Annotated in this window: 15 protein-coding genes and 2 pseudogenes; 15 read left to right on the top strand and 2 right to left on the bottom strand. The window is 63.7% G+C overall.

The features are described 5' to 3' along the window. The first annotated feature begins 210 nt into the window (after positions 1–210). The 4 genes from QRN41_RS02365 to QRN41_RS02350 are packed head-to-tail and all read left to right on the top strand — an operon-like array spanning position 211 to position 4,864. Positions 211–921, top strand: a complete 711-nt coding sequence (locus QRN41_RS02365; protein WP_371918477.1) for an efflux RND transporter periplasmic adaptor subunit — start codon at positions 211–213, stop codon at positions 919–921. Then, positions 918–2,237 carry an efflux RND transporter periplasmic adaptor subunit gene (locus QRN41_RS02360; protein WP_167418520.1) on the top strand — a complete coding sequence of 440 codons (1,320 nt, stop codon included), beginning with the start codon at positions 918–920 and terminating at the stop codon, positions 2,235–2,237. Before QRN41_RS02365 ends, QRN41_RS02360 begins: the two co-directional genes overlap by 4 nt. Continuing rightward, positions 2,237–4,333 carry an efflux RND transporter periplasmic adaptor subunit gene (locus tag QRN41_RS02355; RefSeq protein WP_167418521.1) on the top strand — a complete coding sequence of 699 codons (2,097 nt, stop codon included), beginning with the start codon at positions 2,237–2,239 and terminating at the stop codon, positions 4,331–4,333. Before QRN41_RS02360 ends, QRN41_RS02355 begins: the two co-directional genes overlap by 1 nt. A gap of 15 nt (positions 4,334–4,348) precedes the next feature. After that, positions 4,349–4,864: a GNAT family N-acetyltransferase gene (locus QRN41_RS02350; RefSeq protein WP_034095258.1), complete on the top strand. Its 516-nt coding sequence runs from the start codon at positions 4,349–4,351 to the stop codon at positions 4,862–4,864. Here QRN41_RS02350 and QRN41_RS02345 read toward each other — a convergent pair. Together QRN41_RS02345 and QRN41_RS02340 are read right to left on the bottom strand one after the other, a co-directional pair. Then, the gene (locus QRN41_RS02345) at positions 4,840–5,148 is read right to left on the bottom strand and encodes a hypothetical protein (RefSeq protein ID WP_034095259.1); all 309 of its coding nucleotides are present in this window, start codon (positions 5,146–5,148) and stop codon (positions 4,840–4,842) included. The genes QRN41_RS02350 and QRN41_RS02345 overlap by 25 nt on opposite strands. 53 nt (positions 5,149–5,201) lie before the next feature. Further along, complete coding sequence (locus tag QRN41_RS02340) at positions 5,202–5,789, bottom strand: phage tail protein (protein WP_034095260.1); 588 nt, start codon at positions 5,787–5,789, stop codon at positions 5,202–5,204. 201 nt (positions 5,790–5,990) lie between these two features. Here QRN41_RS02340 and QRN41_RS02335 point away from each other — a divergent pair. The 11 genes and pseudogenes from QRN41_RS02335 (at position 5,991) to QRN41_RS02285 (ending at position 24,278) form a co-directional block, all read left to right on the top strand. Beyond that, positions 5,991–7,591 (top strand): annotated as a pseudogene (locus QRN41_RS02335) (glycosyltransferase family 39 protein). A gap of 104 nt (positions 7,592–7,695) precedes the next feature. Then, complete coding sequence (locus QRN41_RS02330) at positions 7,696–8,538, top strand: sulfotransferase family protein (protein ID WP_236238726.1); 843 nt, start codon at positions 7,696–7,698, stop codon at positions 8,536–8,538. Positions 8,539–8,676: 138 nt separating this feature from the next. Next, positions 8,677–16,464, top strand: a complete 7,788-nt coding sequence (locus QRN41_RS02325) for an Ig-like domain-containing protein (RefSeq protein ID WP_285421126.1) — start codon at positions 8,677–8,679, stop codon at positions 16,462–16,464. A gap of 41 nt (positions 16,465–16,505) precedes the next feature. Beyond that, positions 16,506–18,020 carry a TolC family protein gene (locus QRN41_RS02320; RefSeq protein WP_285421119.1) on the top strand — a complete coding sequence of 505 codons (1,515 nt, stop codon included), beginning with the start codon at positions 16,506–16,508 and terminating at the stop codon, positions 18,018–18,020. After that, positions 18,004–18,579 (top strand): annotated as a pseudogene (gene cysC, locus QRN41_RS02315) (adenylyl-sulfate kinase); the annotation flags it as partial. The gene QRN41_RS02320 and the pseudogene cysC, both read left to right, overlap by 17 nt. Positions 18,580–18,624: 45 nt before the next feature. After that, on the top strand, positions 18,625–18,870 hold the full coding sequence (locus QRN41_RS02310) for a DUF2789 domain-containing protein (RefSeq protein ID WP_285421125.1): 246 nt from the start codon (positions 18,625–18,627) through the stop codon (positions 18,868–18,870). 390 nt (positions 18,871–19,260) lie between these two features. Continuing rightward, entirely contained in the window at positions 19,261–19,671 is a 411-nt protein-coding gene (locus tag QRN41_RS02305; RefSeq protein ID WP_285421118.1) for a MarR family winged helix-turn-helix transcriptional regulator, read from the top strand. Further along, positions 19,668–21,746, top strand: coding sequence for an FUSC family protein (locus QRN41_RS02300; RefSeq protein ID WP_285421117.1), 2,079 nt, complete (start codon positions 19,668–19,670; stop codon positions 21,744–21,746). Before QRN41_RS02305 ends, QRN41_RS02300 begins: the two co-directional genes overlap by 4 nt. Next, positions 21,743–21,952, top strand: coding sequence for a DUF1656 domain-containing protein (locus QRN41_RS02295; protein ID WP_010214247.1), 210 nt, complete (start codon positions 21,743–21,745; stop codon positions 21,950–21,952). Before QRN41_RS02300 ends, QRN41_RS02295 begins: the two co-directional genes overlap by 4 nt. After that, positions 21,949–22,839 (top strand): efflux RND transporter periplasmic adaptor subunit, encoded by an 891-nt coding sequence (locus QRN41_RS02290; RefSeq protein ID WP_034095266.1) that lies wholly within the window; start codon positions 21,949–21,951, stop codon positions 22,837–22,839. Before QRN41_RS02295 ends, QRN41_RS02290 begins: the two co-directional genes overlap by 4 nt. Continuing rightward, the gene (locus QRN41_RS02285; protein ID WP_040265186.1) at positions 22,836–24,278 is read left to right on the top strand and encodes an efflux transporter outer membrane subunit; all 1,443 of its coding nucleotides are present in this window, start codon (positions 22,836–22,838) and stop codon (positions 24,276–24,278) included. The genes QRN41_RS02290 and QRN41_RS02285 overlap by 4 nt, the downstream gene beginning before the upstream one ends. Positions 24,279–24,348 lie beyond the last annotated feature (70 nt).

Here is a 24,348-nt window from a genome sequence, read left to right as displayed (position 1 = left end):
TCCTGGTGCTTGGAGGGGCGCAATCATAGCTTGATCTGACAATTGCTTTGGTGACTGCCTACACAATTTGCCGATTTGTCCGATTGGGGGTAGTGGCAATTTAATTTCGCTGACTTAGACTGCGGTCATCGTCAGGGAGTCGACCATATGAAGCAATTGCATGGATGGGCGTTGGGTTTTATCGGCATATTGGGCGTGGCTCAGCTGGCCATGGCCGAAGACCCGTTGTTGGATCATTCGCCTGCGACCACCGCCAGTGCCGACAGCGAAGCGCGGGGCGTGTTGCGTGCCCGCGACCAGGCGATGCTGGCCAGTGAGCTGTCCGGGCGCATCGTCGAGTTGCCGTTCAGCGAGGGCGAGACGTTCAAAAAAGGCGACACTCTGGCGCGTTTCGATTGTTCGGCCTACCAGGCCCAATTGAACGCCGCCCAAGCCGCCAGCCGTGGTGCCGGGGAAGAACTGGCGCACAACAAACAGTTGGCGGCGCTCAATTCAGTCGGACGCTTTGAAGTGGCCCGCGCCGAAGCGCGGTTGAGCGAGACCCAGGCCCAGTCCCAGGTCTACCAGGTACAAGTCAAACGCTGCAATGTGCTGGCGCCGTATGACGGTCAAGTGGTGCAGCGCAAAGTGCAACGCTATGAAAGCGTCTCGGCCGGCGCGCCGCTGCTGGAAATCGTCGATAACCGCAGCCTGGAAATTCACCTATTGGTGCCGTCGCGCTGGATGGGCAAGCTCAAGCCGGGGCAGACGTTCAGTTTTACTCCGGATGAAACTGGCCAGGCGTTCAGCGCTACCGTCAAACGCCAGGGCGCACGCATCGACGAGGGCAGTCAGACGCTGCTGCTGGTCGCCACCTTGCCCAATGCCACCGGCTTGATGGCGGGTATGAGCGGCACCGCCCACTTCGCGCAACTGCAATGAACGCACCCATGGCGGGGAACACCGAGCGGGTGTTCGCGCAATTTCTGGACCTCGAACGCCAGACCCGCGCCGCCCGCTCCACTGAGCAATTGGCCTACAGCTTGGTCAACGATGGGCAAGCGCTGTTCGGCTATCGCCACGCTGCATTGTTGATTGCCGGTAAGGTGCAGGCGGTCACAGCAGTGAGCAGCATCGACCCGAACGCGCCGTTCGTGGCGTTTGTCGAGCATGCGGTGGGGCAGTTGCACTCGCTCGACCTCGGCCAGACCGCGCGCGTGGTGCCTGCCGAGCAATTGAGCGATGCCGTGCGCGCCGACTGGCAGAGCCTGTCGGCCGAACACGTGTTCTGGTTGCCGCTGATCAACCCCCAGGGCCAGGTGTTTGGTGGCCTGTGGCTGGCGCGGGATACGCCGTGGAACCCGGCAGAGCAAGTCTTGCTGGCGCAATTGGGCGACACCTACAGCCATGCCTGGCACGCGTTGCAACCGCGCCAGCCGTGGCGCCTGCGCCTGACCCGCAAACGTCAGGTGGCGGTGGGGGTCGGGTTGCTGCTGATGTTGCTTATCCCGGTGCGCCAGTCGGTGCTGGCGCCCGCCGAAGTGGTGCCGCTGGCTGGACAAGTCGTCGCGGCACCCTTGGATGGGGTGATTGCCGAGTTCTTGGTTAAACCCAACCAGAGCGTGAAATCCGGCGACCTGCTGCTGCGTTTTGAAAGCACTACCCTGACCGCCCAGGCGGACGTGGCGGCGCGGGCCCTAGGTGTGGCGGAGGCGGAGCTCAAGGCCAATTCCCAGCGTGCCTTTGCCGATGCCGAATCCAGCTCGCGCATCGACTTGCTGGCCGCGCGCGTCGAGCAAAAACGCGCCGAACGCGACTACGCCCGCGAGCTGCTCAAGCGCAGCGAAGTGCGCGCCGAGCGCGACGGCATCGCGGTGTTTGCCGACGCCGAGCGTTGGACCGGCAAACCGGTGCAAACCGGCGAGCGCCTGTTGCAGATCGCCGACCCCGGCCAGGCCGAGTTGCGCATCGAACTGGCGGTAGGCGATGCGATTGCCCTGGCGCCCGACGCGCAGGTCGCGCTATTCCTCGACAGCGACCCGTTGCAACGTCACCTCGCCACCCTGCAACGCGCCGCGTACGAAGCGCAGCCCACGCCGGGCGGGCAGTTGGCCTATCGCTTGGATGCGCAGTTCGATGACGCGCCGCCGCGGATCGGCCTGCGTGGCACTGCGAAGCTGTATGGCGACCGCGCGCCGCTGGCCCTGTACCTGCTGCGGCGACCGTTGGCGGGCCTGCGCCAAAGCGTGGGCCTCTGATGAGCCTGCCCAAGCTGCGTGACGACCTGCAACTGTCCAGCGCCGGCGCGGCATTGGATGGCTCGCCGCGCTGGACCCTCGCCGACCCAGTGCGTGGGCGCTATTTCAAGCTGGGCGCCACGGCCATCCGTCTGTTGCGGCATTGGTCCCTGGGCGACCCGGAAAAAGTCCTGCAAGCTGCCAACCGCGAGCCGGGCTTGCCCCTGGGGAACAGCGAAGTCACCGAGCTGCTGAGTTTTCTACGCGCCCACGACCTGATCGCTGCCCTCGACCCCGAGCAACGCGCCAGCTATCTGTATAAAGCCGCCGCCCAGAAGCAGGGCCTGTGGCAGGTGCTGCTGCATCAATACCTGTTTTTCCGCATCCCACTGTGGCGCCCGGACACGTTCCTCAATCGCGCCTGGCCGTGGTTGGCGCGGTTTGGTCCGGGCCTGTTGCGCTACGGTTTGCCGATGACCCTCGGTCTTGGGGTGTTTTTGGTGGCGCGCGATTGGCAGCGCTTCCTGGCGACGTTCCCGCACCTGTTCAGCCTCGGCGGCGCCCTGGCGTTTGGTGTGGCACTGTTCTTCGCCAAGTTGTGCCATGAATTCGGCCATGCCTTCATGGCCAAGCGCGCCGGTTGTCGGGTGCAAAGCATGGGCGTGGCCTTCATGGTGCTGTTGCCGATGTTCTACACCGACGTCAGCGACGCCTGGCGCGTCAATGATCGCCGCGCCCGCTTGATGATCGGGGCCGGCGGGGTGATGGCCGAGCTGCTGCTGGCGTGTATCGCCTTGCTCGCCTGGTCGCTGTTGCCGGATGGACCGGCGCGCACGGCGGCGTTCATGCTGGCCAGCGCCACCTGGCTGACCACCCTGGCGATCAACCTCAACCCGTTCATGCGCTTTGATGGTTACTTTTTGATCAGCGATTTATGGGGCGTGGACAACCTGCAAGGCCGTGCCTTCGCGCTGTGCCGCTGGCGTCTGCGCGAACTGCTGTTCGGCTATGGCGAACCGGCCCCGGAGCCGTGGTCGCCGGCTTTGCAGCGACGCCTGTTGTGGTGGGGCTACCTGGCGTGGCTGTGGCGTGCGGCGCTGTTTCTGGGGATCGCGTTGGCGGTCTATCACCTGTTCTTCAAGCTGCTCGGAATCTTCCTGATGCTGGTGGAATTGGTGTGGTTTATCTGCCTGCCGATCTACAAGGAATGGCACGAATGGTGGAGCCGTCGCAGCCAGGCCCATGCGCCCCGGGTGTTGCTTAGCAGTCTCGGGTTGGGGCTGATCGTGCTGGCGCTGGTGGTGCCGTGGCGCAGCGCGGTGGAACTGCCGAGCATGCTCGAAGCGGGTCGTGTCAGTGCCTTGCATGCGCCGGTGGCGGCGCGGGTCAAGGCATTGCGGGTGGTGGACGGGCAGGCGGTGACCCAGGGCCAGGTGCTGATCGAACTGGAATCGCCGGACCTCGACGCGCGCCAAAGCATCGTGCGGCGCGAAGTCGAGATCCTGCAATTGCAGATGCGCCGCCAGGCTGGACGCAGTGAAACGGCGGCCGACGCCGGGATCATCGATCAGCGCCTGTCCCAGGCCCTGGCCGAATACCGCGGCCTCGCTGCCCAACGCGAACGCCTGCTGTTGCGCGCCCCCCATGCGGGCACCGTGCGCGATGTATTGCCGCAATTGGACGTGGGTCGCTGGCTGTCGCCCAAGGATGCGCTGGTGCAGGTGGTGGAGGATGGCGCGCGCCTGCGTGGCTACCTGGCCGAGGCCGAGTTGTGGCGAGTCGGACCAGGGGCGACCGGGCGGTTTATCGCCGATGACCCGATGCGCGCCGCGATCCCCGTTGAATTGACCGACGTTGACGCAAACGGCGTGGCTTATCTGGATCAGGAGGCGCTGACCTCCGACCATCACGGGCCAATAGCCGTACGCCGCGACGAAAACCAGCGTCCTGCGCCGGTACAGGCGCAATACGGCGTGCGTCTCAAAAGCCTGCAGACGATCGACACCCCCCGGCAGCCGTTGCGCGGCGTGGTGCTATTGCAAGGACGCAGCGAGTCGGTGCTGGGCACGGCCTGGCGTCGAGCGGTGGCGTTGGGCGTTAGGGAAAGCGGATTCTGACAAGGAGTGCAGACGATGATGAACAATCAGGGCGGGTTGGCGCAGGGCTTAGCGATGCGCCCGTCACGGGCCAGCGACGGGCCGTTTTTGCAGAAGCTCTACCATTCGGCGCGGGCGGATCTGCAGTGGATCGACGGCGAGCAAGAGAAGGTAGAAGAGGTCATCGCCCAGCAGTTCCAGGTGCAGGAGCGGGGCATGGACCAACAGTTTCCAGGGGCCCTGCATTACGTGGTGGAAAAGCTCGGCACGCCCATCGGTGCCTTGAGTGCCGACTTCGGCGCCAATGAAATTCGAGTGTTGTACCTGGCGCTTATCCCCGCCGCACGTGGCCAGGGCTTTGGTCGGGCGATGCTGCATAGCGTTCAGCAGGCCGCCACCCAAGTGTGCTGTCCGGTGGCGACGGTGGTGTGGGCGAGCAACCCCCATGCGCGCCAGCATTACCTGGCGCTGGGGTTTCGTGTGGAAGAACAGACACCGGCGGCGCAGCGGTTGGTGTGGTACCCGCCTCAGTTGAACACGATGCAAAAGTAACCGCGCTCGCCGTCACGCCCCATGGCGGGCTCGCGGGACACGAACACGTGTTCCAGGCACACATCCGGCAAGGGCATGCGGCATAAACCGTCGACGAACTCCGTCGGGCCGAGGCTGTTGAGAGACACACTGAAGCCCTCGCGTACGCTGCCCGGGAAACCGGACTGTGGCGACGGGCGCAGCCCCTGGACCTGAATTTGAAGTGCCGAGCCATCCGGCAGGTACAGCACGCTAGGCTGGGTCAGCAAGGGGCGAAAGTGTTCGAGGGTGACCTGATTCAACATGGTTCGGCTCCGCATCGGAAGTGCCGAGGCCCATGGGCCTCGGCCGGGGGGCATCATGGGCGTGAAGGATAAAGTCCTTCCAAGGCAATGCTGAAGTTGATCGCCAGATAGGGGTTCATAATGCCAACGGCCTGGCTCTGGCCGGCGCTGGCCGTCTCGCCGCTCAAAGCGCTGGTGACGCCCTTGAGTGGTACCGGGTTGGCGCCTTGTTGATCGGAATAGATCGTAGCGCTGCCCGGTCCTGGGCCAGAGGCGCCGATGTAGGCATTGGTAGGCGTAGGCACCGTTACTGGGTTGCTGACTACGCTGGTCAGTTGCACCGTGGTGTTGCCTGCGAGTGTGCCTGCGCCATGGGTGTGGGCGGGGAGGTTGCCGGCCAGCAGCGTGACCGACTCGCTGCCCGAGAATGCACCGATCGCATGGGGCGACAGCCCCGTGCCTTGGCCCATGCCCACCGGCACGCGGCTTTGCAGGTTCGGCAGTTGGAAGGTGGACTGACCGTTGCCGCCGTAGAAGGTGCCAATCAACGAAAACAGCACGGCGTTCTGTTGCACAGCCACGATCTGGCCATTGCATAACGCCCAGCCATTGGGTGCGTAGTTAAAGGCAAAAGACTGGATGGTGCCGATAAATACTTCCATGAGTCGCGAATCCTTGTGTGAGCTCTAGGGTCTTGGACGACGCCTATCGATCGGGCGCCATCGCAAAGCGTAGACGCACATTTGCGCTACGCCCAACGGTTGCGAAACCGCGAGCGAAACCTGGGCTTTTGCCCTAGAGTTGCGCGTGTTTGCGCATGTGTGGCGTTTACCCGGGAAACCGGCGGTATCAGGGGATTTGAGGTGCGACGGTCTGTGGTCGAGCAAGACGAAAAAGTGGGCCCATTTGCCGTAGCGGGCGCCTGGGAAGGCAGCCGTTGGCTGAGCCGGTTATGGTGGGTGCCGATCCTCGCGCTGGCCATAGCCACGCGGTTCTATGGCTTGACGGCCGCGGCGATCTGGGGCGACGAAGGTTCGAGCCTGCTGCTGAGCGAATATGCCGTAGACGACCTGTGGTTTCACGCGGCCCATGACGTGCACCCGCCGCTGTACTTTTTCATGTTACGTGGCTGGATCGAGCTGTTTGGCGACGGCATCTGGTCGATTCGTGCCATGAGTGCGATCCCCGGCGTGGTCGCCGTGGGCCTGGGCGTGTGGCTGATGCGGCAACTGTCCACACGCCGCGCTGCCGCGCTGGCGGGCGTGCTGCTGGCGTTGTTCCCAAGCGCCGTGCGCTACAGCCAGGAAGTGCGCATGTATTCGCTGCTGGCCGTGTGGCTGCTGGGCGCCACGCTGGCGCTGGTGTACTGGGTGCGCCAGCCCGAGCGCACGCGGTGCCTGGTGGCTTATGTGTTGTTGATGGCGGCCGGTTTTTATACCCACTACTTCACAGCGTTGTGCGTGCTGGTGCACTGGGCCTGGCTGGGCGTGTTGTGCCGCTCCCAGGCGCCCGGCCAGCGCCTGCTCACGCGTCCGGTGTGGTGGTGCGCAAATGCCGCGATTGTCGCGTTGTACCTGCCTTGGCTGCCGAACCTGCTGGATCTTGTTCAGCATGTCGAACAGCTCAAGGTCGGCGGTGATATTGGCTGGGAAGACCCGGTCACGCTGACCTCTGTGCCTTCGATGATCTGGCAGTTCGTGCTGCAGGATGAAGGTGTCGGCTTCTGGGCACCGCTGTTCTGGCTGTTTCCGCTATCGCTGGTGGCGGCGGTCGCGGTGACCGTCTGGAAGGAACGGGATAGTTACTCTCCGGCCTGTCTGCTGGCGCTGTTTTTTATGCTGCCGCTGCTGGTGGTATACGGCGTGTCGTTTGTATCGCCTGTGTTCATCGAACGTTACCTGACGGTGTATGCCCTCGGCTTGCCAATGCTCATTGCCCTGGCCATCGAGCGTCTGCCGACGCGCCTGTCGTGGCTCGGGGCGGCGTTGCTCGTGGTATTTGTCGGCGTTGAGCTGCTGGGTTTGAAGAACAACGCCACGGTGGATGTGCATGACCAATTCAACGTGCCGGTGGAGTTCGTCAATCGCAATTACCAGGAAGGCGATCGCATCGTGCTCAGCGACATGATGTGGTACTTGAGCTACGTGTATTACGACCAGACCGACGCCCAGTTGCAGCTCTACACTCCGCCCAAGCCCGACGGCACACCGACCCGGCCAAACGCCTATGGTTTCGGCACCCTGGTGGATCAGGACGGTGGACGCATTTACCTCGACCGTCTGTCGGCTTTACCCGCCCAGACCCGCCGTGTCTGGCTGATCAGTAGCAACGAAATGCCGGATGATTTCGCGCCGATTCCCGACGGTTGGCGCCAAGTGTTGCAGCAAGATGGCGGCGGTGCGCGGGCGCGGCTGTTTTTGCTGTGTGTGGGGCCGACTCTATGCAGCCTGAAGGGTGCCGTTAATTTCGAAACAGTATTAAATCGGATGCGAGTAGTGGCAATTTCATACTAGTGGCTGTAGCAATCCTGAGCTAATCTTGGTGACAAAGGAATTGTCCTACAAAGTGGTGAATGGATTGCCGTATCACTTTATTTCCGGCTTGCCGCGCTCCGGCTCGACCTTGCTTTCTGCCATCTTGCTGCAGAACCCGCGCTTTCATGCGGGCATGAGTAGCCCCGTGGGCCTCCTATTCAATGGCGTGCTGGCGCAGTGCAGCGCCGGCAGTGAATTTGGCTCGGTGATTGACGCCGACACCCGCCGCCGCCTGCTGCGCGGCCTGTTCGATTCCTACTACGCCGACAAAACCGCCACGCCCGTGGTGTTCGACACCAATCGCCAGTGGTGCGCGCGCATGCCGGCGCTGCATGACCTGTTTCCCCAAGCCAAAGTCATCGCCTGCGTGCGCAACGTCGCATGGATCATGGACAGCCTGGAGCGCCTGTACCGCGCCAATCCCTTCGAAAATACCAAGCTGTTCAACGACGATGTCGAGCGCAACACGGTGTACAGCCGTGTCGAGACCCTGGCCCAGCGCAACCGCATGGTCGGGTATGCATGGTCGGCGCTCAAAGAGGCGTACTACGGTGAACACGCCGGCTCGATGCTGATCGTCGACTACGACCTGCTGGCCCAGGCCCCCGAGCGGGTCATGCGACTGGTCTACGAATTCATCGGTGAGCCGTGGTTCGAGCATGACTTCGACAACCTCAGCTACGACGCACCGGATTTCGACCAGGACCTGGGCGTAGCCGGTCTGCATCGGGTCAAACCACAGGTGGCGTTGCAAGCGCGGCGCAGCCTGCTGCCGCCGGATCTGTTCGAGCAGTTCGCCCATATGGATTTCTGGCGTGACGGCAGCTTGAGCGCTGCCAATGTGATTCGCACCAAAGCCGACGCCGCGATCAGTTGATCGCGGTTTTTTTATTTGTGGGTATCAGCATTCGACAAGCGGGTGAGCAGCATGTGGTGGAGCAAAGGCAAGGCACGGCAAACGACAACGCGCGCGCGCACGCAGGCGACGCCGATGATCATGTCCCTGGAACCGCGCATGCTGTTCGACGGCGCGGTCGCCGCCACGGTGGCTGATGTGGCGCAGGCCGACAGCCATGCCACGGCTGCCGATGCGGCCGCCAAGGCGCCGACCGCCGAGCACGCCGGCGCCGTCGGCGAAACCCACGGGCAAACCGATGCACCCGTGACTCCGGCCCCGGTCACTGTGCCGGGTGAGTCAGTCGTATTCGTCGATGCACGGGTCAAGGACTCCGCCGAGTTGCTCAAAGGCGTCGCCCCCGGCACCCAGGTGGTGCAGTTGGATGCGAGCAAGGACGGCCTGCAACAGATCGCCGATTACCTGGGCAGCCACCAGGGCGTCAGCTCGGTGCAGATCATCGCCCACGGCAACTCGGGTGACCTGTGGCTGGGCAACACCTATTTATCGGCAGACAACATCGCAGCTCGTAGCGAGGTGCTGGCGCAGATCGGGCAGGACATGAACGTCGGCGGCGACATCCTGATCTACGCCTGCAACACGGCAGCGGGCGATAGGGGCGTCAACTTTGTCGACTCGCTGGCGCAGCTGACCGGGCGCGATATTGCCGCGTCCAGCAACCGCACCGGCGCGGGCAGCGACTGGACCCTGGAAATCGCCACCGGCTCCATCGAGAGCCGCACCGCGCTGGCCTACGGGAGCATGTCGGGGTATCAGTACAGCCTGGCGACGGTCACGGTGCTCAATAATGGCGACAGCGGTGTCGGCAGCTTGCGGCAGGCCCTGAGCTCCGCGGTGTCGGGGGATACCGTGGCCTTCGGTGCTGACATGACGATCAACCTCAACAGCCAGCTGATCATCAGCAAGAACCTCACCATCGACGGCGATCGCAACAATGATGGTGTGGCAGACGTGACCATCAGCGGGCAGTACAAAACCCAGGTGTTGAGGGTCAACTCCGGCGTCACCGCGACCCTGGATGGGCTGATCATCACCAAGGGCCTGGCCGCCGGCAACGGCGCTGCGGCGGGGACCGACGGAACGGCGGCCATGGGCGGCGGCATTGTCAACTACGGTAACCTGACCTTGACCAATGTCACGGTGACCAGCAACGCAGCCTCGGGCGGCGGTGGCGGTGGCGGGGTTACTGCGCCTTATGTCGGTGGCGCGGTCGGTGGCGGCGGTGGCGGTGGCGGCGCGCTCGGCGGGCAAGCCGGTGGTCACGGTGGTACTTCCGGCTTTGGTACAGGCGTGTATGGCGGCACTTCCGGCAGTGCCAACACCGGCGGCAACGGCGGCGGCTATAACCCCAACTACATGGGCGGCAGGGGCGGCAGCAGCACCGGCGGCGCGGGCGGCGTGGGCGCGGCCAACTACAGCAATGGCGGCGCCGGTGGTACGGCAAACAATGGCACGATTTCCATTGGCGGCGGTGGCGGCGGCTCCGGTTGGGACAAACCTGGCCGGGCGGGCGCCTCGGCCAGCGGCGGTATCTACAACGGCAGCACCGGCACACTGACCGTTGTCGGCACGTCGGTGATTACCAACAACATCGCTGCCGGTGGCGGCGGTGGTGGCGGTGGGGGCCTGGGTGGCTCCGCCGATTCGGGCGGCGCGGCCGGCAAAGGCGTCGGCGCGATCTGGAACAAAGGCACGCTGTTGATGACGGCTGCCAACTTTGCGGCCATGAGCGGTAACGTCGGTGGCAGCGGCTCCGGTGGCCCTGCGTCGGGCGGCGGTTCCACGGGCGCCTCCGTAGCGGCCGTGAACAACATCTTCAATGACGGCGGCACGGTGAACACGGCTTATTCCCCGGGGCCAACCGCGACCATCGTGATGGCGGATACCGCGTTGAAAATCGGCGATACCTCGCTGGTCACCATCACGTTCAGCCGTGCGGTGAGCGGTCTCACCAACGCCGACCTGACGATCGCCAACGGCACCTTGACCGCTGTGAACAGCCTCGATGGCGGCATCACCTGGACCGCGACGTTCACGCCGACCAGCAACATCACCGATGCGACCAACCTGATCACCCTCGACAACACAGGGGTGGTCGCGATCAACGACGGCTTGGCTGGCGCGGGCACCACCAATTCGGCCAATTACACGATCGACACCGTGCGGCCAACCGCGACCATTGTGGTCGCCGACACCGCGTTGAAAATCGGTGAAACCTCGCAGGTGACCATCACGTTCAGCGAGGCCGTCACCGGTTTCACCAACGCCGACCTGACCATCGCCAACGGCACCCTGAGCGCGGTCAGCAGCAGCGACGGCGGTGTCACCTGGTTCGCGAACTTCACACCCAGCGCGAGCATCACCGACACCACCAACCTGATCACCCTGGACAACACTGGCATCGCCGACCTGGCGGGCAACGCCGGCAGTGGCACCACGGATTCCAACAACTACGCCATCGACACGGTGCGGCCGACCGCTTCCATCGTGGTCGCGAACACTGCCCTGAGCATCGGTCAAACCAGCTCGGTGACCATCACCTTCAGCGAAGCGGTCACCGGGTTTACCAACGCCGACCTGAGCATTGCCAATGGCACCTTGAGCGCGGTGAGCAGCAGCGATGGCGGCATCACCTGGACCGCGACGTTCACGCCGACCGCGGGTGTCAATGACACCACCAACCTGATCACCTTGAACAACACCGGCATCAGCGACTTGGCAGGCAATGCGGGCAGCGGCACCACTGATTCCAATAACTACGTCATTGACACCCAGCGCCCAACCGCGACGATCATCGTGGCGGACAGCAGCCTGAAAATCGGCGAATCCTCACTGGTGACCATCACCTTCAGCGAGGCGGTGACCGGCTTCAGCAACGCCGACCTGACGATCGCCAACGGCACCCTGACCGCTGTGAACAGCCTTGATGGCGGCATCACCTGGACCGCGACCTTCACGCCGACCACCAACATCACCGACGCCACCAACCTGATCACCCTGGACAACACCGGCATTGCCGACCAGGCCGGCAACGCCGGCAGCGGCACCACTGGTTCCAATAACTACGCCATTGATACCGTGCGGCCAACGGCGACGGTGGTGGTGGCCGACAGCGCGTTGAAAATCGGTGAAACCTCGCAGGTGACCATCACGTTCAGCGAGGCCGTCACCGGTTTCACCAACGCCGACCTGACCATCGCCAACGGCACCCTGAGCGCGGTCAGCAGCAGCGACGGCGGTGTCACCTGGTTCGCGAACTTCACACCCAGCGCGAGCATCACCGACACCACCAACCTGATCACCCTGGATAACACCGGCATTGCCGACCTGGCGGGCAACGCTGGCAGCGGCACCACCGACTCCAACAATTACGCCATCGACACCCAGCGCCCGACCGCGACCATCGTCATGGCCGACCCGGTGCTGAACGCCGGTGAAACTTCGCTGGTGACCATCACCTTCAGCGAAGCGGTCACCGGGTTTACCAACGCCGACCTGAGCATTGCCAATGGCACCTTGAGCGCGGTGAGCAGCAGCGATGGCGGTATCACCTGGACCGCCACCTTCACCCCGACCGCGGGTATCAACGACGCCACCAACCTGATCAGCCTGAACAATACGGGGGTGAGCGATCTGGCCGGTAACTCGGGCTCGGGCGTCACCAACTCGGCCAACTACAGCATCGACACCGTGGCGCCTACGGCGACCATCGTCGTGGCGAATCCGGCCTTGAACGTTGGCGCCAGCTCACTGGTGACCATCACCTTCAGTGAAGCGGTCACCGGGTTTACCAACGCCGACCTGACCGTCGCCAACGGCACCCTGAGCGCCGTGAACAGCGTCGACGGCGGCATCACCTGGACCGCGACGTTCACCCCTTCGAGCAATGTGACGGACGCCACCAACCTGATCACCCTGGACAACACGGGGGTGCAGGCGGCGACTTCGGGGAACGTCGGCAGCGGCAGTTCGAATTCCAACAACTACGCCGTCGATACCCAGCGGCCCACCGCCACGGTGGTGGTCAACGACAACGCGCTGGGGATTGGCGGCACGTCGTTGGTCACGATCACGTTCAGCGAGGCCGTCACAGGCTTCAGTTTGGCTGACATGACGGTCGACAACGGCGCGCTGTCGAATCTGTCGACCAGCGACAACATCACCTGGACCGCGACGCTGACGGCGGTGGCAGGCATCACCCAGGGCAACAACCATGTGGTCGTCGACAACACCGGCGTGGTCGACACCGCCGGCAACGCCGGTTCCGGCACCACCACCTCGAACGCCTATGCGGTCGACAGCCAGCGCCCGACCGCGATCATCGTGGTCGCCGATTCGGCCCTGAGCGCGGGTGAAACCTCGCTGGTGACCATCACCTTCAGCGAGGCGGTTACCGGTTTCACCAACGCTGACTTGAGCGTGCCCAATGGCACCCTGAGCGCCGTGAGCAGCAGCGACGGCGGTATCACCTGGACCGCCACCTTTACACCGACCGCGGGTGTCCACGACACCACCAACCTGATCAGCCTGAACAATACGGGCGTGAGCGACCTGGCCGGCAACGCCGGCACGGGCACCACCAACTCGGGTAACTTCACCATCGACACCGTGCGCCCAACCGCAACGATCGTCGTGGCCGACAGCAGCCTGAAAATCGGCGATACCTCGCTGGTCACCATCACCTTCAGCGAAGCGGTCACCGGCTTTACCAACGCCGACCTGACCATCGCCAACGGCACCTTGAGCAACGTGGCCAGCTTCGATGGCGGCATCACCTGGACCGCGACCTTCACGCCGACCACCAACATCACCGACGCCACCAACCTGATCACCCTGGACAATACCGGTGTCGCCAACGCCTCCGGCAACGCCGGCAGCGGCACCACCGACTCGAATAATTACGCGATGGATACCGCGCGTCCGACGGCCACCATCGTGGTCTCGGAAACGACGCTGAACATCGGTCAAACTTCGCTGGTGACCATCACCTTCAGCGAAGCGGTCACCGGGTTTACCAACGCTGACCTGAGCATTGCCAATGGCACCTTGAGCTCGGTGAGCAGCAGCGACGGCGGTATCACCTGGACCGCGACCTTGACCCCGCTCGCCAGCATCACCGACACCAGCAACGTGATCAGCCTGGACAACACCGGCGTCAATGACCTGGCGGGCAACGCTGGCAGCGGCACCACGGATTCGAGCAACTACGCCATCGACACCCAGCGCCCGACGGCAACCATCGTGGTCTCCGACGCGAGCTTGAGCGCCGGCGAAACCTCGGCGGTGACCATTACGTTCAGCGAGGCGGTCAGCGGTTTCACCAATGCCGACCTGAGCATCCCCAATGGCACCCTGAGCACCGTGAGCAGCAGTGACGGCGGTATCACCTGGACGGCCACCTTCACGCCGGACGTGGGCATCCGCGACACCACCAACCTGATCACCCTGAACAATACGGGGGTGAGCGACCTGGCCGGCAACGCTGGCGCGGGCACCACCAACTCGGCCAACTTCAGCATCGACACCGTGCTGCCGACGGCTACCATCGTGGTGGCGAACCCTGCGTTGAGCATCGGTGAAACCTCGCTGGTGACCATCACCTTCAGCGAAGCGGTCACCGGCTTCACCAACGCCGACCTGACCGTCGCCAACGGCACCCTGAGCACTGTGACCAGCGGCGATGGCGGCATCACCTGGACCGCGATCCTTACGCCGACCACCAGCGTCACCGACGCCACCAACCTGATCACCCTGGACAATACCGGTGTGAGCAACGCCTCGGGCAATGCTGGTAGCGGCACCACCGACTCGAACAATTACGCGATTGATACTGTGCGCCCTACGTCCACCATTGTGGTCGCGGATACGGCGCTGAGCCTCGGTCAAACTTCACTGGTGACCATCACCTTCAGCGAGGCGGTGAGCGGTTTCACTAACGCCGACCTGACCATTGACAATGGCACCCTGAGCGCGGTGAGCAGCAGCGACGGCGGTGTCACCTGGATCGCGACGTTCACCCCGACCGCCAGCATCACCGACACCAGCAACGTGATCACTCTGGACAACACCGGCGTCACCGACCTGGCGGGCAATGCAGGCGCAGGCACCACCGACTCCAACAACTACAGCGTCGACAGCCAGCGGCCGACGGCCACGATTGTCATGAGCGACAGCGACCTGCGCCCGGGCGAAACCTCATTGGCGACCATCACCTTCAGCGAGGCCGTCACCGGCTTCGACAACAGCGACCTGAGCGTGGCCAATGGCAGCCTGAGCAACGTCAGCAGCAGCGACGGCGGCATCACCTGGACGGCAACGTTCACGCCCACGTTGAGTGTGACCGACACCACCAACCTGATCGTGCTGAACAACACCGGCATCTCCGACCTGGCGGGCAACAGCGGCACCGGCACCACCAGCTCCGCCAACTATGCCGTGAACACCGAGGTGCCGACGGCAACCGTCGTGGTGGCCGACACGCAACTGAAAGCGGGCGAAACCACCCAGGTGACCATCACCTTCAGCCAGGCCGTCAGCGGCTTTACCAACGCTGACCTGACCCTCGCCAACGGGACTCTGAGTGCGGTCAGCAGCAGCGATGGCGGCGTTACCTGGACCGCGACGCTCACGCCGACCAGCAATATCACCGACACCAGCAACCTTATCGTGCTGGACAACAGCGGCGTGACAAATGCCTCGGGCAACAGTGGCGTCGGCACCACGGACTCCAACAACTACAGCATCGATACCCAGCGGCCGACCGCGACCATCACCGTGGCGGACGCCCTCCTGGGCATCGGGCAAACCACCACGGTCACTGTGACCTTCAGCGAAGCGGTCAGCGGGTTTGACCTGTCGGACCTGAGCGTGGCCAACGGCACCTTGTCCAACCTTGCCACCAGCGACGGCGGCAAGACCTGGACGGCCACGTTGACGCCGACCGGCGCAATTACTGACCCCACCAACCTGGTGGTGCTGGACAACGGCCTGGTCAACGACGCTGCGGGCAATGCCGGTGCAGGCATTGCGATTTCCAACAACTATGCGCTCGACGCCGACCGGCCAACTGCGACTATCTCCGTCGCCAACCCGAACCTCACTGTCGGCCAGACCACCACGGTAACGTTCACCTTCAGCGAGAAAGTCAGTGGCTTCGACCTGGATGACCTGAGCGTGGCTAACGGCACCTTGTCCAATCTGTCCACCAGCGATGGCGGCAAGACCTGGACGGCCCTCCTCACGCCGACGGCCAACCTTAATGACCCGAGCAACTTCATCACCCTCGACACCAGCCTGGTGACGGATGCGGCGGGCAATGCCGGAAGCGGTTTCAGCAACTCCGGCAACTACGCGATCAACACCGTCGCGCTGACCGGCGACCCGCTGTTCCGCGTCGATGGCCCGATGGCGCCACCGAGTGCGCCGGACGCGCCGCTGCAACCGATCATCTTTGGCCCGCCCAGCGGCAACTTGGGCTCGCCGATTGGCTTCCCGGCATTGTTCGAGCAGCGTGAATTGGGTGGCGGCTTGCCACCGATCGGCAACATCTTTATCCGCAACAACGCCCTGGCGCCGAGTTATATCGCCCAGGTATTCGGCATCGATGGCGGCAATGCTGCGGGTGCCTCTGGGTTCCTTGGGTTTGGCGGCGGCGATGGCGGGGTGTTTGGTTCAAGTACCTTGTCGGGCCTGTTCAACCGCGAAAACCACGGTGACGCGAGCGACTCCAAAGCGTTCGACAGCAAGTCGATCAAAAGCTCGGGCGGTGCACTGGGTGCGCCGACCTTCGGCCAGCAATTGCACCAGATCAACGACAAAGAACAGCGCCAGGTCATGGACTTGGCGCTGGCACTGCAGCAGGTCGGCATCAGCGAAATGCAGGCTTGAACACACTCAATTAAAGACGCAGGAACAGGGGCAGTCCACGGATGAATACAGCTCAAAAGTTATTCGGTGCCAGCTTGCTGGCTCTTGCAATCAGCGGGTGCGCAGTCACCAGTGACCCCATCGAGCGCAGCGTCAGCGAGCAACGCGCGCGCAGCGATCTACACGGCATGTACAAGGGGCAGGAGCCGTTAAGCGGCCCGCTGACCCTGCACGAGGCCATGGCCCGCGCGGTCAAGTACAACCTCGAAGGCCGTTTGAAGGTGATGGAAGAGGCGCTGGCCAAGCGTCAATCCGACCTGTCCAGTTTCGACATGCTGCCGCGCATGGCCCTGTCCGCTGGCTATGCCGGGCGTAACAACACCAACGCCTCCAGCAGCCAGAGTGTGCTCACCGGCACCCAGTCCCTGGAACCCTCGACCTCCCAGGACCGCGACCGTCGCGTGGCCGACCTGACCATGGTGTGGAACGTGCTCGACTTCGGCGTGAGTTACATCAGCGCCAAGCAGCAGGGCGATCAGCGCCTGATCATCCAGGAACGTCGACGCAAGGTGATCAACACCATCGTGCAGGACGTGCGTTCCGCCTACTGGCGCGCGGTGGCCGCCGAGCGTCTGCTGACCCAGATCGACAGCCTCATGACCCGTGTCGACCAGGCCCAGGCCAATAGCCAGAGCATGAGCGAACAGCGTATCGGCGACCCGGTCCAGGCGCTCGGCTATCAGCGTGCGTTGATCGAAGCCACGCGCCAGTTGCAAGAGCAGCGCCGCGCCCTGTCGTTGGCCAAGACCGAGCTGTCGACCCTGATCAATCTGCCCATGGGCACCGAGCTGAAACTGGCCACGCCCGATGACTACAGCGTTCCTCAGCTCAAGGTGAACCTGGCCAGCCTGGAGCAGGAAGCCCTGGCCAACCGCCCGGAACTGCGCGAGCAGGATTACCAGACCCGCATCAGCGCCGCCGAAACCCGTAAAGCCATGCTGCGCTTGCTGCCGGGGCTGGAGTTTTCGGCCGGCGGGCATTACGACAGCAACTCGTTTCTAGTGGACAACCGCTGGGCCGACTACGGCGCCAAGGTCACCTGGAACCTGTTCAATGTGATCTCCGCCCCGGCGGCCATCGACGTGGCCAAGGCCGGTGAAGAAGTCGCCACCGCCCGGCGCCAGGCGATGTCGATTGCGGTCCTGGCGCAACTCTACGTGGCCAACGCCAACTTTCAGGACGCGGTGCGCCAGTTCAAAACCAGCGAACAACTTGCCGATATCGACGGGCAAATCCTCGGTCAATTGCGCAACCGTCATGAGGCCGCCGGGATCGGTGAGCTGGACCTGATCCAGGGCGAACTCAACACCTTGCAGGCCGACCTGCGCCGCGACCTGGCCTACGCCGATCTGCGCAACGCCTACGGGCAGATCTTCGCCAGCGCCGGTCTCGACCCGCTGCCGGAGCAACTGGACTCCGACCGCGTGCAAAGCATCGCCAGCGCCCTGGCCAGCCGCGAATCGGCTTGGGCGGCGGGCAATATCGCTGCACCAGTGCCCCGTGCCGTCGCTCAATAACTTGGTAGCGCCGACGGCGAGCATCACGCGCCGTCACCGCGAAGCGCGCAATGGGCATCGCGGCGTGGCGATCCTGCTCACCGGCCTGCCGGCGTCGGGTAAGTCCACCTTGGCCCAGGGCCTGCAAGCCGCCTTGTTCGAACAGGGCCGACAGACCCTGGTACTCGACGGCGATACCCTGCGCGGCGGGCTCAATCGAGACCTGGGTTTTTCCGATAAGGACCGCCTGGAAAACATCCGCCGCGCCAGCGAACTGGCGGCTCTGCTGGTGGACAACGGGCAGATTGTGATCCTGGCAATGATTGCGCCACTGACGGACCTGCGCGCGGTGTTTGCCGAACGCCTCGGTGACGATTATCGCGAAGTGTGGTGCAGCGCCTCGCTGGCAGTGTGCGAAGGCCGCGATCCCAAGGGGCACTACGCCCGTGCGCGTAAAGGCGAGTTGCCGGGGTTTACCGGCATTGGCTCCCCCTATGAACCGCCGCCCCTGGCATCGCTGGTGTTGGACACCGGCGTGCTGTCGGCGCAGCAGGGCGTCGAGCGGTTGTTGGCCTGGTTGGCGCCTGAGCTAGACTCTGGGCATTCATCTTCTCAGGAGCCCACCATGGAATCGCCCGTGCACAGCTTGCCGTCACTGTTCAAACAGCTTGGACTGCCGGATGACCCGGTCAGTATTAATCAGTTTGTGACCGCCCACTCACCACTCAAGCCGGATGTGAAGTTGGCAGAGGCGTTTTTCTGGACAGACAGCCAGAAAGCATTTTTGCGTGAGGAAATCTTGGACGATGCGGATTGGGCGGAGGTCGTGGATGAGTTGAATCTGATGTTGCGGGATGGCCGAGGGGTGTAAAAAAATCTTTTGAAAATTGTGTTTTCGTAAAAAAAAGTGAGCAGTAGAAAAATCTGGGCGCTAATCGCCTGGGTTATTTTTCTTGGGGCGTTCACCTTGGCGACAGTCGGATATGCCCATCACTCGAATCGGCAGCGCCACCTGGATGGCGAGGCCGCACAACAATCCTGAAGCTGACACCGATCCAAATGTGGGAGGGGGCTTGCCCCCGATTACGGTGTGCCAGTGACAGCTTGTTTACCTGACCCACTGCTATCGGGCTCGCGCCCCCTCCATCCATCGCTAAATTGTTTCAAAACTTGACGCAATTCGATCCCTTCGCCATATTGATAGTTAGCAAACTAACTGTATGCGAACTATCCAGTGCCTCAATCTCTCGAACAACTCCAGATGAACCTCAGCAGCAGCATGGTGGTGGGCGCCCGTCATTGGCGCAAAATCTGCCAGAGCACGCTGGTGAGCTACGGTATTTCCGAAGCCTGCGCCGTGCCGTTGTTGATGATCGGCCGTTTGGGCGACGGTGTGCATCAGGTCAAGGTCGCCCATGCTTCGGGGATGGAAAGCCCGTCCCTGGTGCGCCTGCTCGACCAGCTGTGCAACGGCGGCTATGTGTGCCGCACCGAAGACGCCCACGACCGCCGCGCCAAGGCCTTGAGCCTCACCGAACGTGGTCGCGAACTGGTGCAGGCGGTGGAGGCGCAACTGGTGCGCCTGCGCAAAGATGTGCTGGCGGATATCGCGCCCGCCGATATGGAGGCGGCCCTGCGGGTGTTGCGCGCCTTTGAGGCGGCGACGCTTTGAACGGATTTTTCACCGGTTTCCCGCCCGCCCGCGACTGGTTCTACGGCGTACGCACCTTCGCGGCGTCGATGATCGCCCTGTATATCGCCATGCTGATGCAGATGCCCCGTCCGTATTGGGCGATGGCCACGGTGTATATCGTTTCCAGCCCGTTTGTCGGCCCCACCAGTTCCAAAGCGCTGTACCGCGCCATCGGCACCTTGATGGGGGCGGCGGCGGCGGTGTTTTTTGTGCCGATGTTCGTGCAATCGCCGTACATCCTGGTGGTGGTGATCGCGCTGTGGACGGGCACCTTGCTGTTTCTGTCCATGCACCTGCGCACGGCCAACAACTACGCGCTGATGCTGGCCGGCTACACCTTGCCGTTGATTGCCCTGCCGGTAGTGGATAACCCACTGGCCGTGTGGGACGTGGCCGAAGCGCGTACCGAAGAAATCTTCCTCGGCATTGTGGTGGCCGCCGTGGTCGGCGCGATGTTCTGGCCACGACGCCTGGCGCCGGTGTTCGACGGTTCGGTGGCCAAGTGGTTTGCCGATGCGCAGGTCTACAGCCAACGGTTCCTCACGCGCACGGTGCAGCCTGACGAAATCAGCACGTTGCGCGGCGGCATGGTCGCCACCTTCAACACCTTGGAATTAATGATCGGCCAGTTGCCCCACGAAGGCGCGCGTCCACAGACGGTGCGCAATACCAAAGAACTGCGCGGGCGCATGATCCACCTGCTGCCGGTGGTGGAGGAGCTGGATGACGCGCTGTACGCCGTCGAACAGCGCGCGCCGCAGTTTCTCGAACGCCTCGAGCCGCTGCTGGACGCCACCGCCCAGTGGCTGCAAAGCAGTGCCGACAATCCGTCCCTGGACAGTTGGCGTGCCCTGCGTGACCAGATCGAAGCCCAACAGCCCAAGGGCGACGCGCTGGATGATCGCCACACCTTGCTGTTTTCCAACGCGCTGTACCGCCTCGGCGAATGGGTCGACCTGTGGCAGGACTGCCGCAGCCTGCAAACCGCCATCCACTGCGAGAGCCAGGACACCTGGCGCGCCGTCTATCGCCACTGGCGCTTGGGCCGGCTCACGCCGTTCCTCGACCGTGGCCTGATGTTCTACTCGGCGTTTTCCACCGTCACCGCGATTATCGTCGCCTCGGTGCTGTGGATTCTGCTGGGCTGGACCGACGGCGGCAGCGCGGTGATCCTGGCCGCCGTCGCGTGCAGTTTCTTCGCCTCGATGGACGACCCCGCGCCGCAGATCTACCGGTTCTTTTTCTGGACGGCGATGTCGGTGCTGTTTGCCAGCCTCTATCTGTTTTTGGTGCTGCCCAACCTGCACGACTTTCCGATGCTGGTGCTGGCGTTCGCGGTGCCGTTTATCTGCATCGGCACACTGACCGTGCAGCCGCGCTTCTACCTGGGCATGCTGCTGACGCTGGTTAACACCTCGTCGTTCATCAGCATCCAGGGCGCCTACGACGCCGACTTCCTCAACTTCGCCAACGTCAACCTGGCCGGGCCCGTGGGCCTGCTGTTTGCATTTGTGTGGACGCTGATCGCGCGCCCGTTCGGCGCCGAACTGGCGGCCAAGCGCCTGACGCGCTTCAGTTGGCACGACATCGTCGGCCTGACCGAGCCGGCGACCCTGGCCGAGCACCGGCACCTGGCCGTGCAGATGCTCGACCGTTTGATGCAGCACCTGCCGCGTCTGGCCCTGACCAATCAGGACACCGGCATTGCCCTGCGCGATTTGCGCGTGGCGCTCAACCTGTTGGACCTGCTGGCCTACTCGCCGCGCATCCTCGGCGTGCCGCGTGTGCTGCTCAACCAAGTGGTGGAGGGTGTGGGCGGTTACTTCAAGGCGTGCCTGAAAGCCGGTGAACGCTTGCCCGCGCCCAGCGGTCTGCTGATGACCCTCGACCGCACGCGCCGCGCCCTTAACGGCCAGGGCCTGCAAGGCGAAGACGACACCCGCCTGCATTTGCTGCATGCGCTGGCCGGCCTGCGCCTGGCGTTGTTGCCCGGCGTGGAATTTATTGGCGGCACGGAGATGCAAGCGCCGCTACCCGATGGAGCGCCTTTATGATCGGTGATCTGGATATCAGCGGGGTGTTCCTGCCTACGCTGCTGGTGCTGATGGGCATTACGTACGTGCTGTTTCTGGTGGTGCATGGGTTGTTGACCCGTCTCCACTTCTATCGCCTGGTCTGGCACCGGGCATTGTTCAATGTGGGGCTCTACGCGCTGTTGCTGGGCGCGGTGGACTCACTCAGTCGATACCTGATGACATGAAAAAACCGTTTTTGACTATTGGCCGTGTGGTCCTGACGCTGCTGATCGTAAGTTTTGCGGTCGTGGTGGTGTGGCGCATGGTCATGTACTACATGTTTGCGCCGTGGACCCGTGACGGCCATATCCGTGCCGATATCGTGCAGATCGCCCCGGACGTGTCCGGGCTGATCCAGCGCGTGGACGTGCACGACAACCAACTGGTGAGCAAAGGCCAGGTGCTGTTTGCCGTCGACCAGGACCGCTTCAAGCTGGCCCTGCGTCAGGCCCAGGCCGCCGTGGCCGACCGCCAGGAAACCCTGGCCCAGGCCCAGCGCGAATATAAGCGCAACCGTGGCTTGGGCAACCTGGTGCCCAGCGAGCAATTGGAAGAAAGCCAGTCTCGCGTGGCCCGCGCCCAATCGGCCCTGGCCGAAGCCCAGGTAACGGTGGACTCGGCGCAGCTCAACCTCGACCGCTCGGTAATCCGCAGCCCCGTGGACGGCTACGTCAACGACCGCGCGCCGCGCACTCAGGAGTTCGTCACCGCTGGGCGCCCGGTGCTGTCGGTGGTGGACAGCAACTCGTTCCACATCGACGGTTATTTCGAAGAGACCAAACTCGACGGCATCCACGTCGGCATGGGGGTGGACATCCGCGTGATCGGCGACAACGCCCGCTTGCATGGGCACGTGCAAAGCATCGTCGCCGGCATCGAAGACCGCGACCGCAGTAGCGGCTCCAACCTGTTGCCCAACGTCAACCCGGCGTTTAGCTGGGTGCGCCTGGCCCAGCGCATCCCGGTGCGCATTGCTTTTGATGAGGTGCCGGCGGACTTTCGCATGATCGCCGGACGTACCGCCACGGTGTCGATCATTGACGACTCGACCAAGGCCGGAGCCCGGCCATGAAACAGTTGTTAGCCATCGTTGCCCTGGGTTCTTTGCTGTCGGCCTGTCAGATGGTCGGCCCGGATTACCAGGTGCCGGACACCGCCGCGGTCAAGCGCGGCGATCTGCAAGGGCAACTGCCGTCCGATGGCAAGAACGTGGTGTCGGCGCCGGTGCCCACGGATTGGTGGAAGCTCTACAACGACCCGCGTCTGGATGAACTGGTGCGCCAGGCCATGGCCTCCAACACCGACCTGCGGGTGGCTGCGGCCAACCTGCAACGCGCGCGCTATCAAGTGCAGCAGGCCGAATCCGCGGGCGGTTGGAGTGCCGGCGCCAAGGCCGAGGCCCAACGCTTGCAGGAGTCCGGCGAAGCCTTCCTGCTGTCGGAAAAAGTCCCGGTGGATAACATCGGCAGCGTCGGCATCACCACGTCGTATCAATTCGACCTGTTCGGCACCTTGCAACGCGGCATCGAAAGCGCCCAGGCCAGCGCCGACGCCACCCAGGCCGCCGCCGACATCGCGCGCATCACCCTGGTGGCCGATGTGGTGCGCTCCTACACGCAAATCTGTGCGGCGAATGAAGAACTGGCGATTGCCAACCGTTCCCTGGAACTGCAAGCGCAAAGCACCACGCTGACCCAGCGCCTACGCGATGCCGGCCGGGGCGATGAAACCCAGGTGACGCGCTCGCAAACCCAATACAAATCCCTGCGCGCCGAGATGCCGCGCTACCAGGCGGCGCGTCAGGCGGGGCTCTATCGCTTGTCGATGCTGCTGGCCAAACCCCTGGAGCAACTGCCGGCGGGCACCGGTGATTGCGCCGAGTTGCCGCACATCGCCCAATTGCTGCCGGTGGGCGACGGTGCCACATTGCTCAAGCGCCGCCCCGACGTGCGCCAGGCCGAACGCCAACTGGCCGCCGCCACCGCGCGCATCGGCGTGGCCACCGGCGCCCTGTACCCGGACATCGCCATCGGCGCCAGCGTCGGCACCGTGGGCCTGCTCGATAACCTCGGCCAACCGGCGACCAACCGCTGGGGCTTTGGCCCGATGATCAGTTGGACCGTGCCGACCAACGGCGCCCGCGCGCGTATCCATGAAGCCGAAGCCGCCACCCAGGGGGCGTTGGCGCATTTTGATGGGGTGGTGCTCAACGCGATCCGCGAAACCCAGACTGGCCTGGCCCAGTACACCGCCGTGCTGCAGCGCCGCGACGCATTGGCCGAGGCCGAGCAATCGGCGCAGCAGGCGGCGGACCAGACCCACCGCTTCTTCCAGGCCGGTCGCGCCTCGTTCCTCGCCGACCTGCAGGCCACGCGCACTTACACCGAGATGCGTGCTCAACTGGCGGCGGCCAACACTCAGGTCGCCATGAGCCAGATCGACCTGTTCCTGGCCCTGGGCGGCGGCTGGGAAAGCGGACGAACGCAAGCGTCGGCGTCCAGCAAACCCTGAGCGAATAGCTATGCTTTGACAGGCGGGCGCCGTGGCTTTCGAGCCAGGCGCACGCCTGACACTGCTCGCG

The organism is Pseudomonas sp. efr-133-TYG-23 (genome assembly GCF_030209215.1).
GTDB classification, from domain to species: Bacteria; Pseudomonadota; Gammaproteobacteria; order Pseudomonadales; family Pseudomonadaceae; genus Aquipseudomonas; species Aquipseudomonas rhodesiae.
This window is presented reverse-complemented; position numbering and strand designations above follow the sequence as displayed.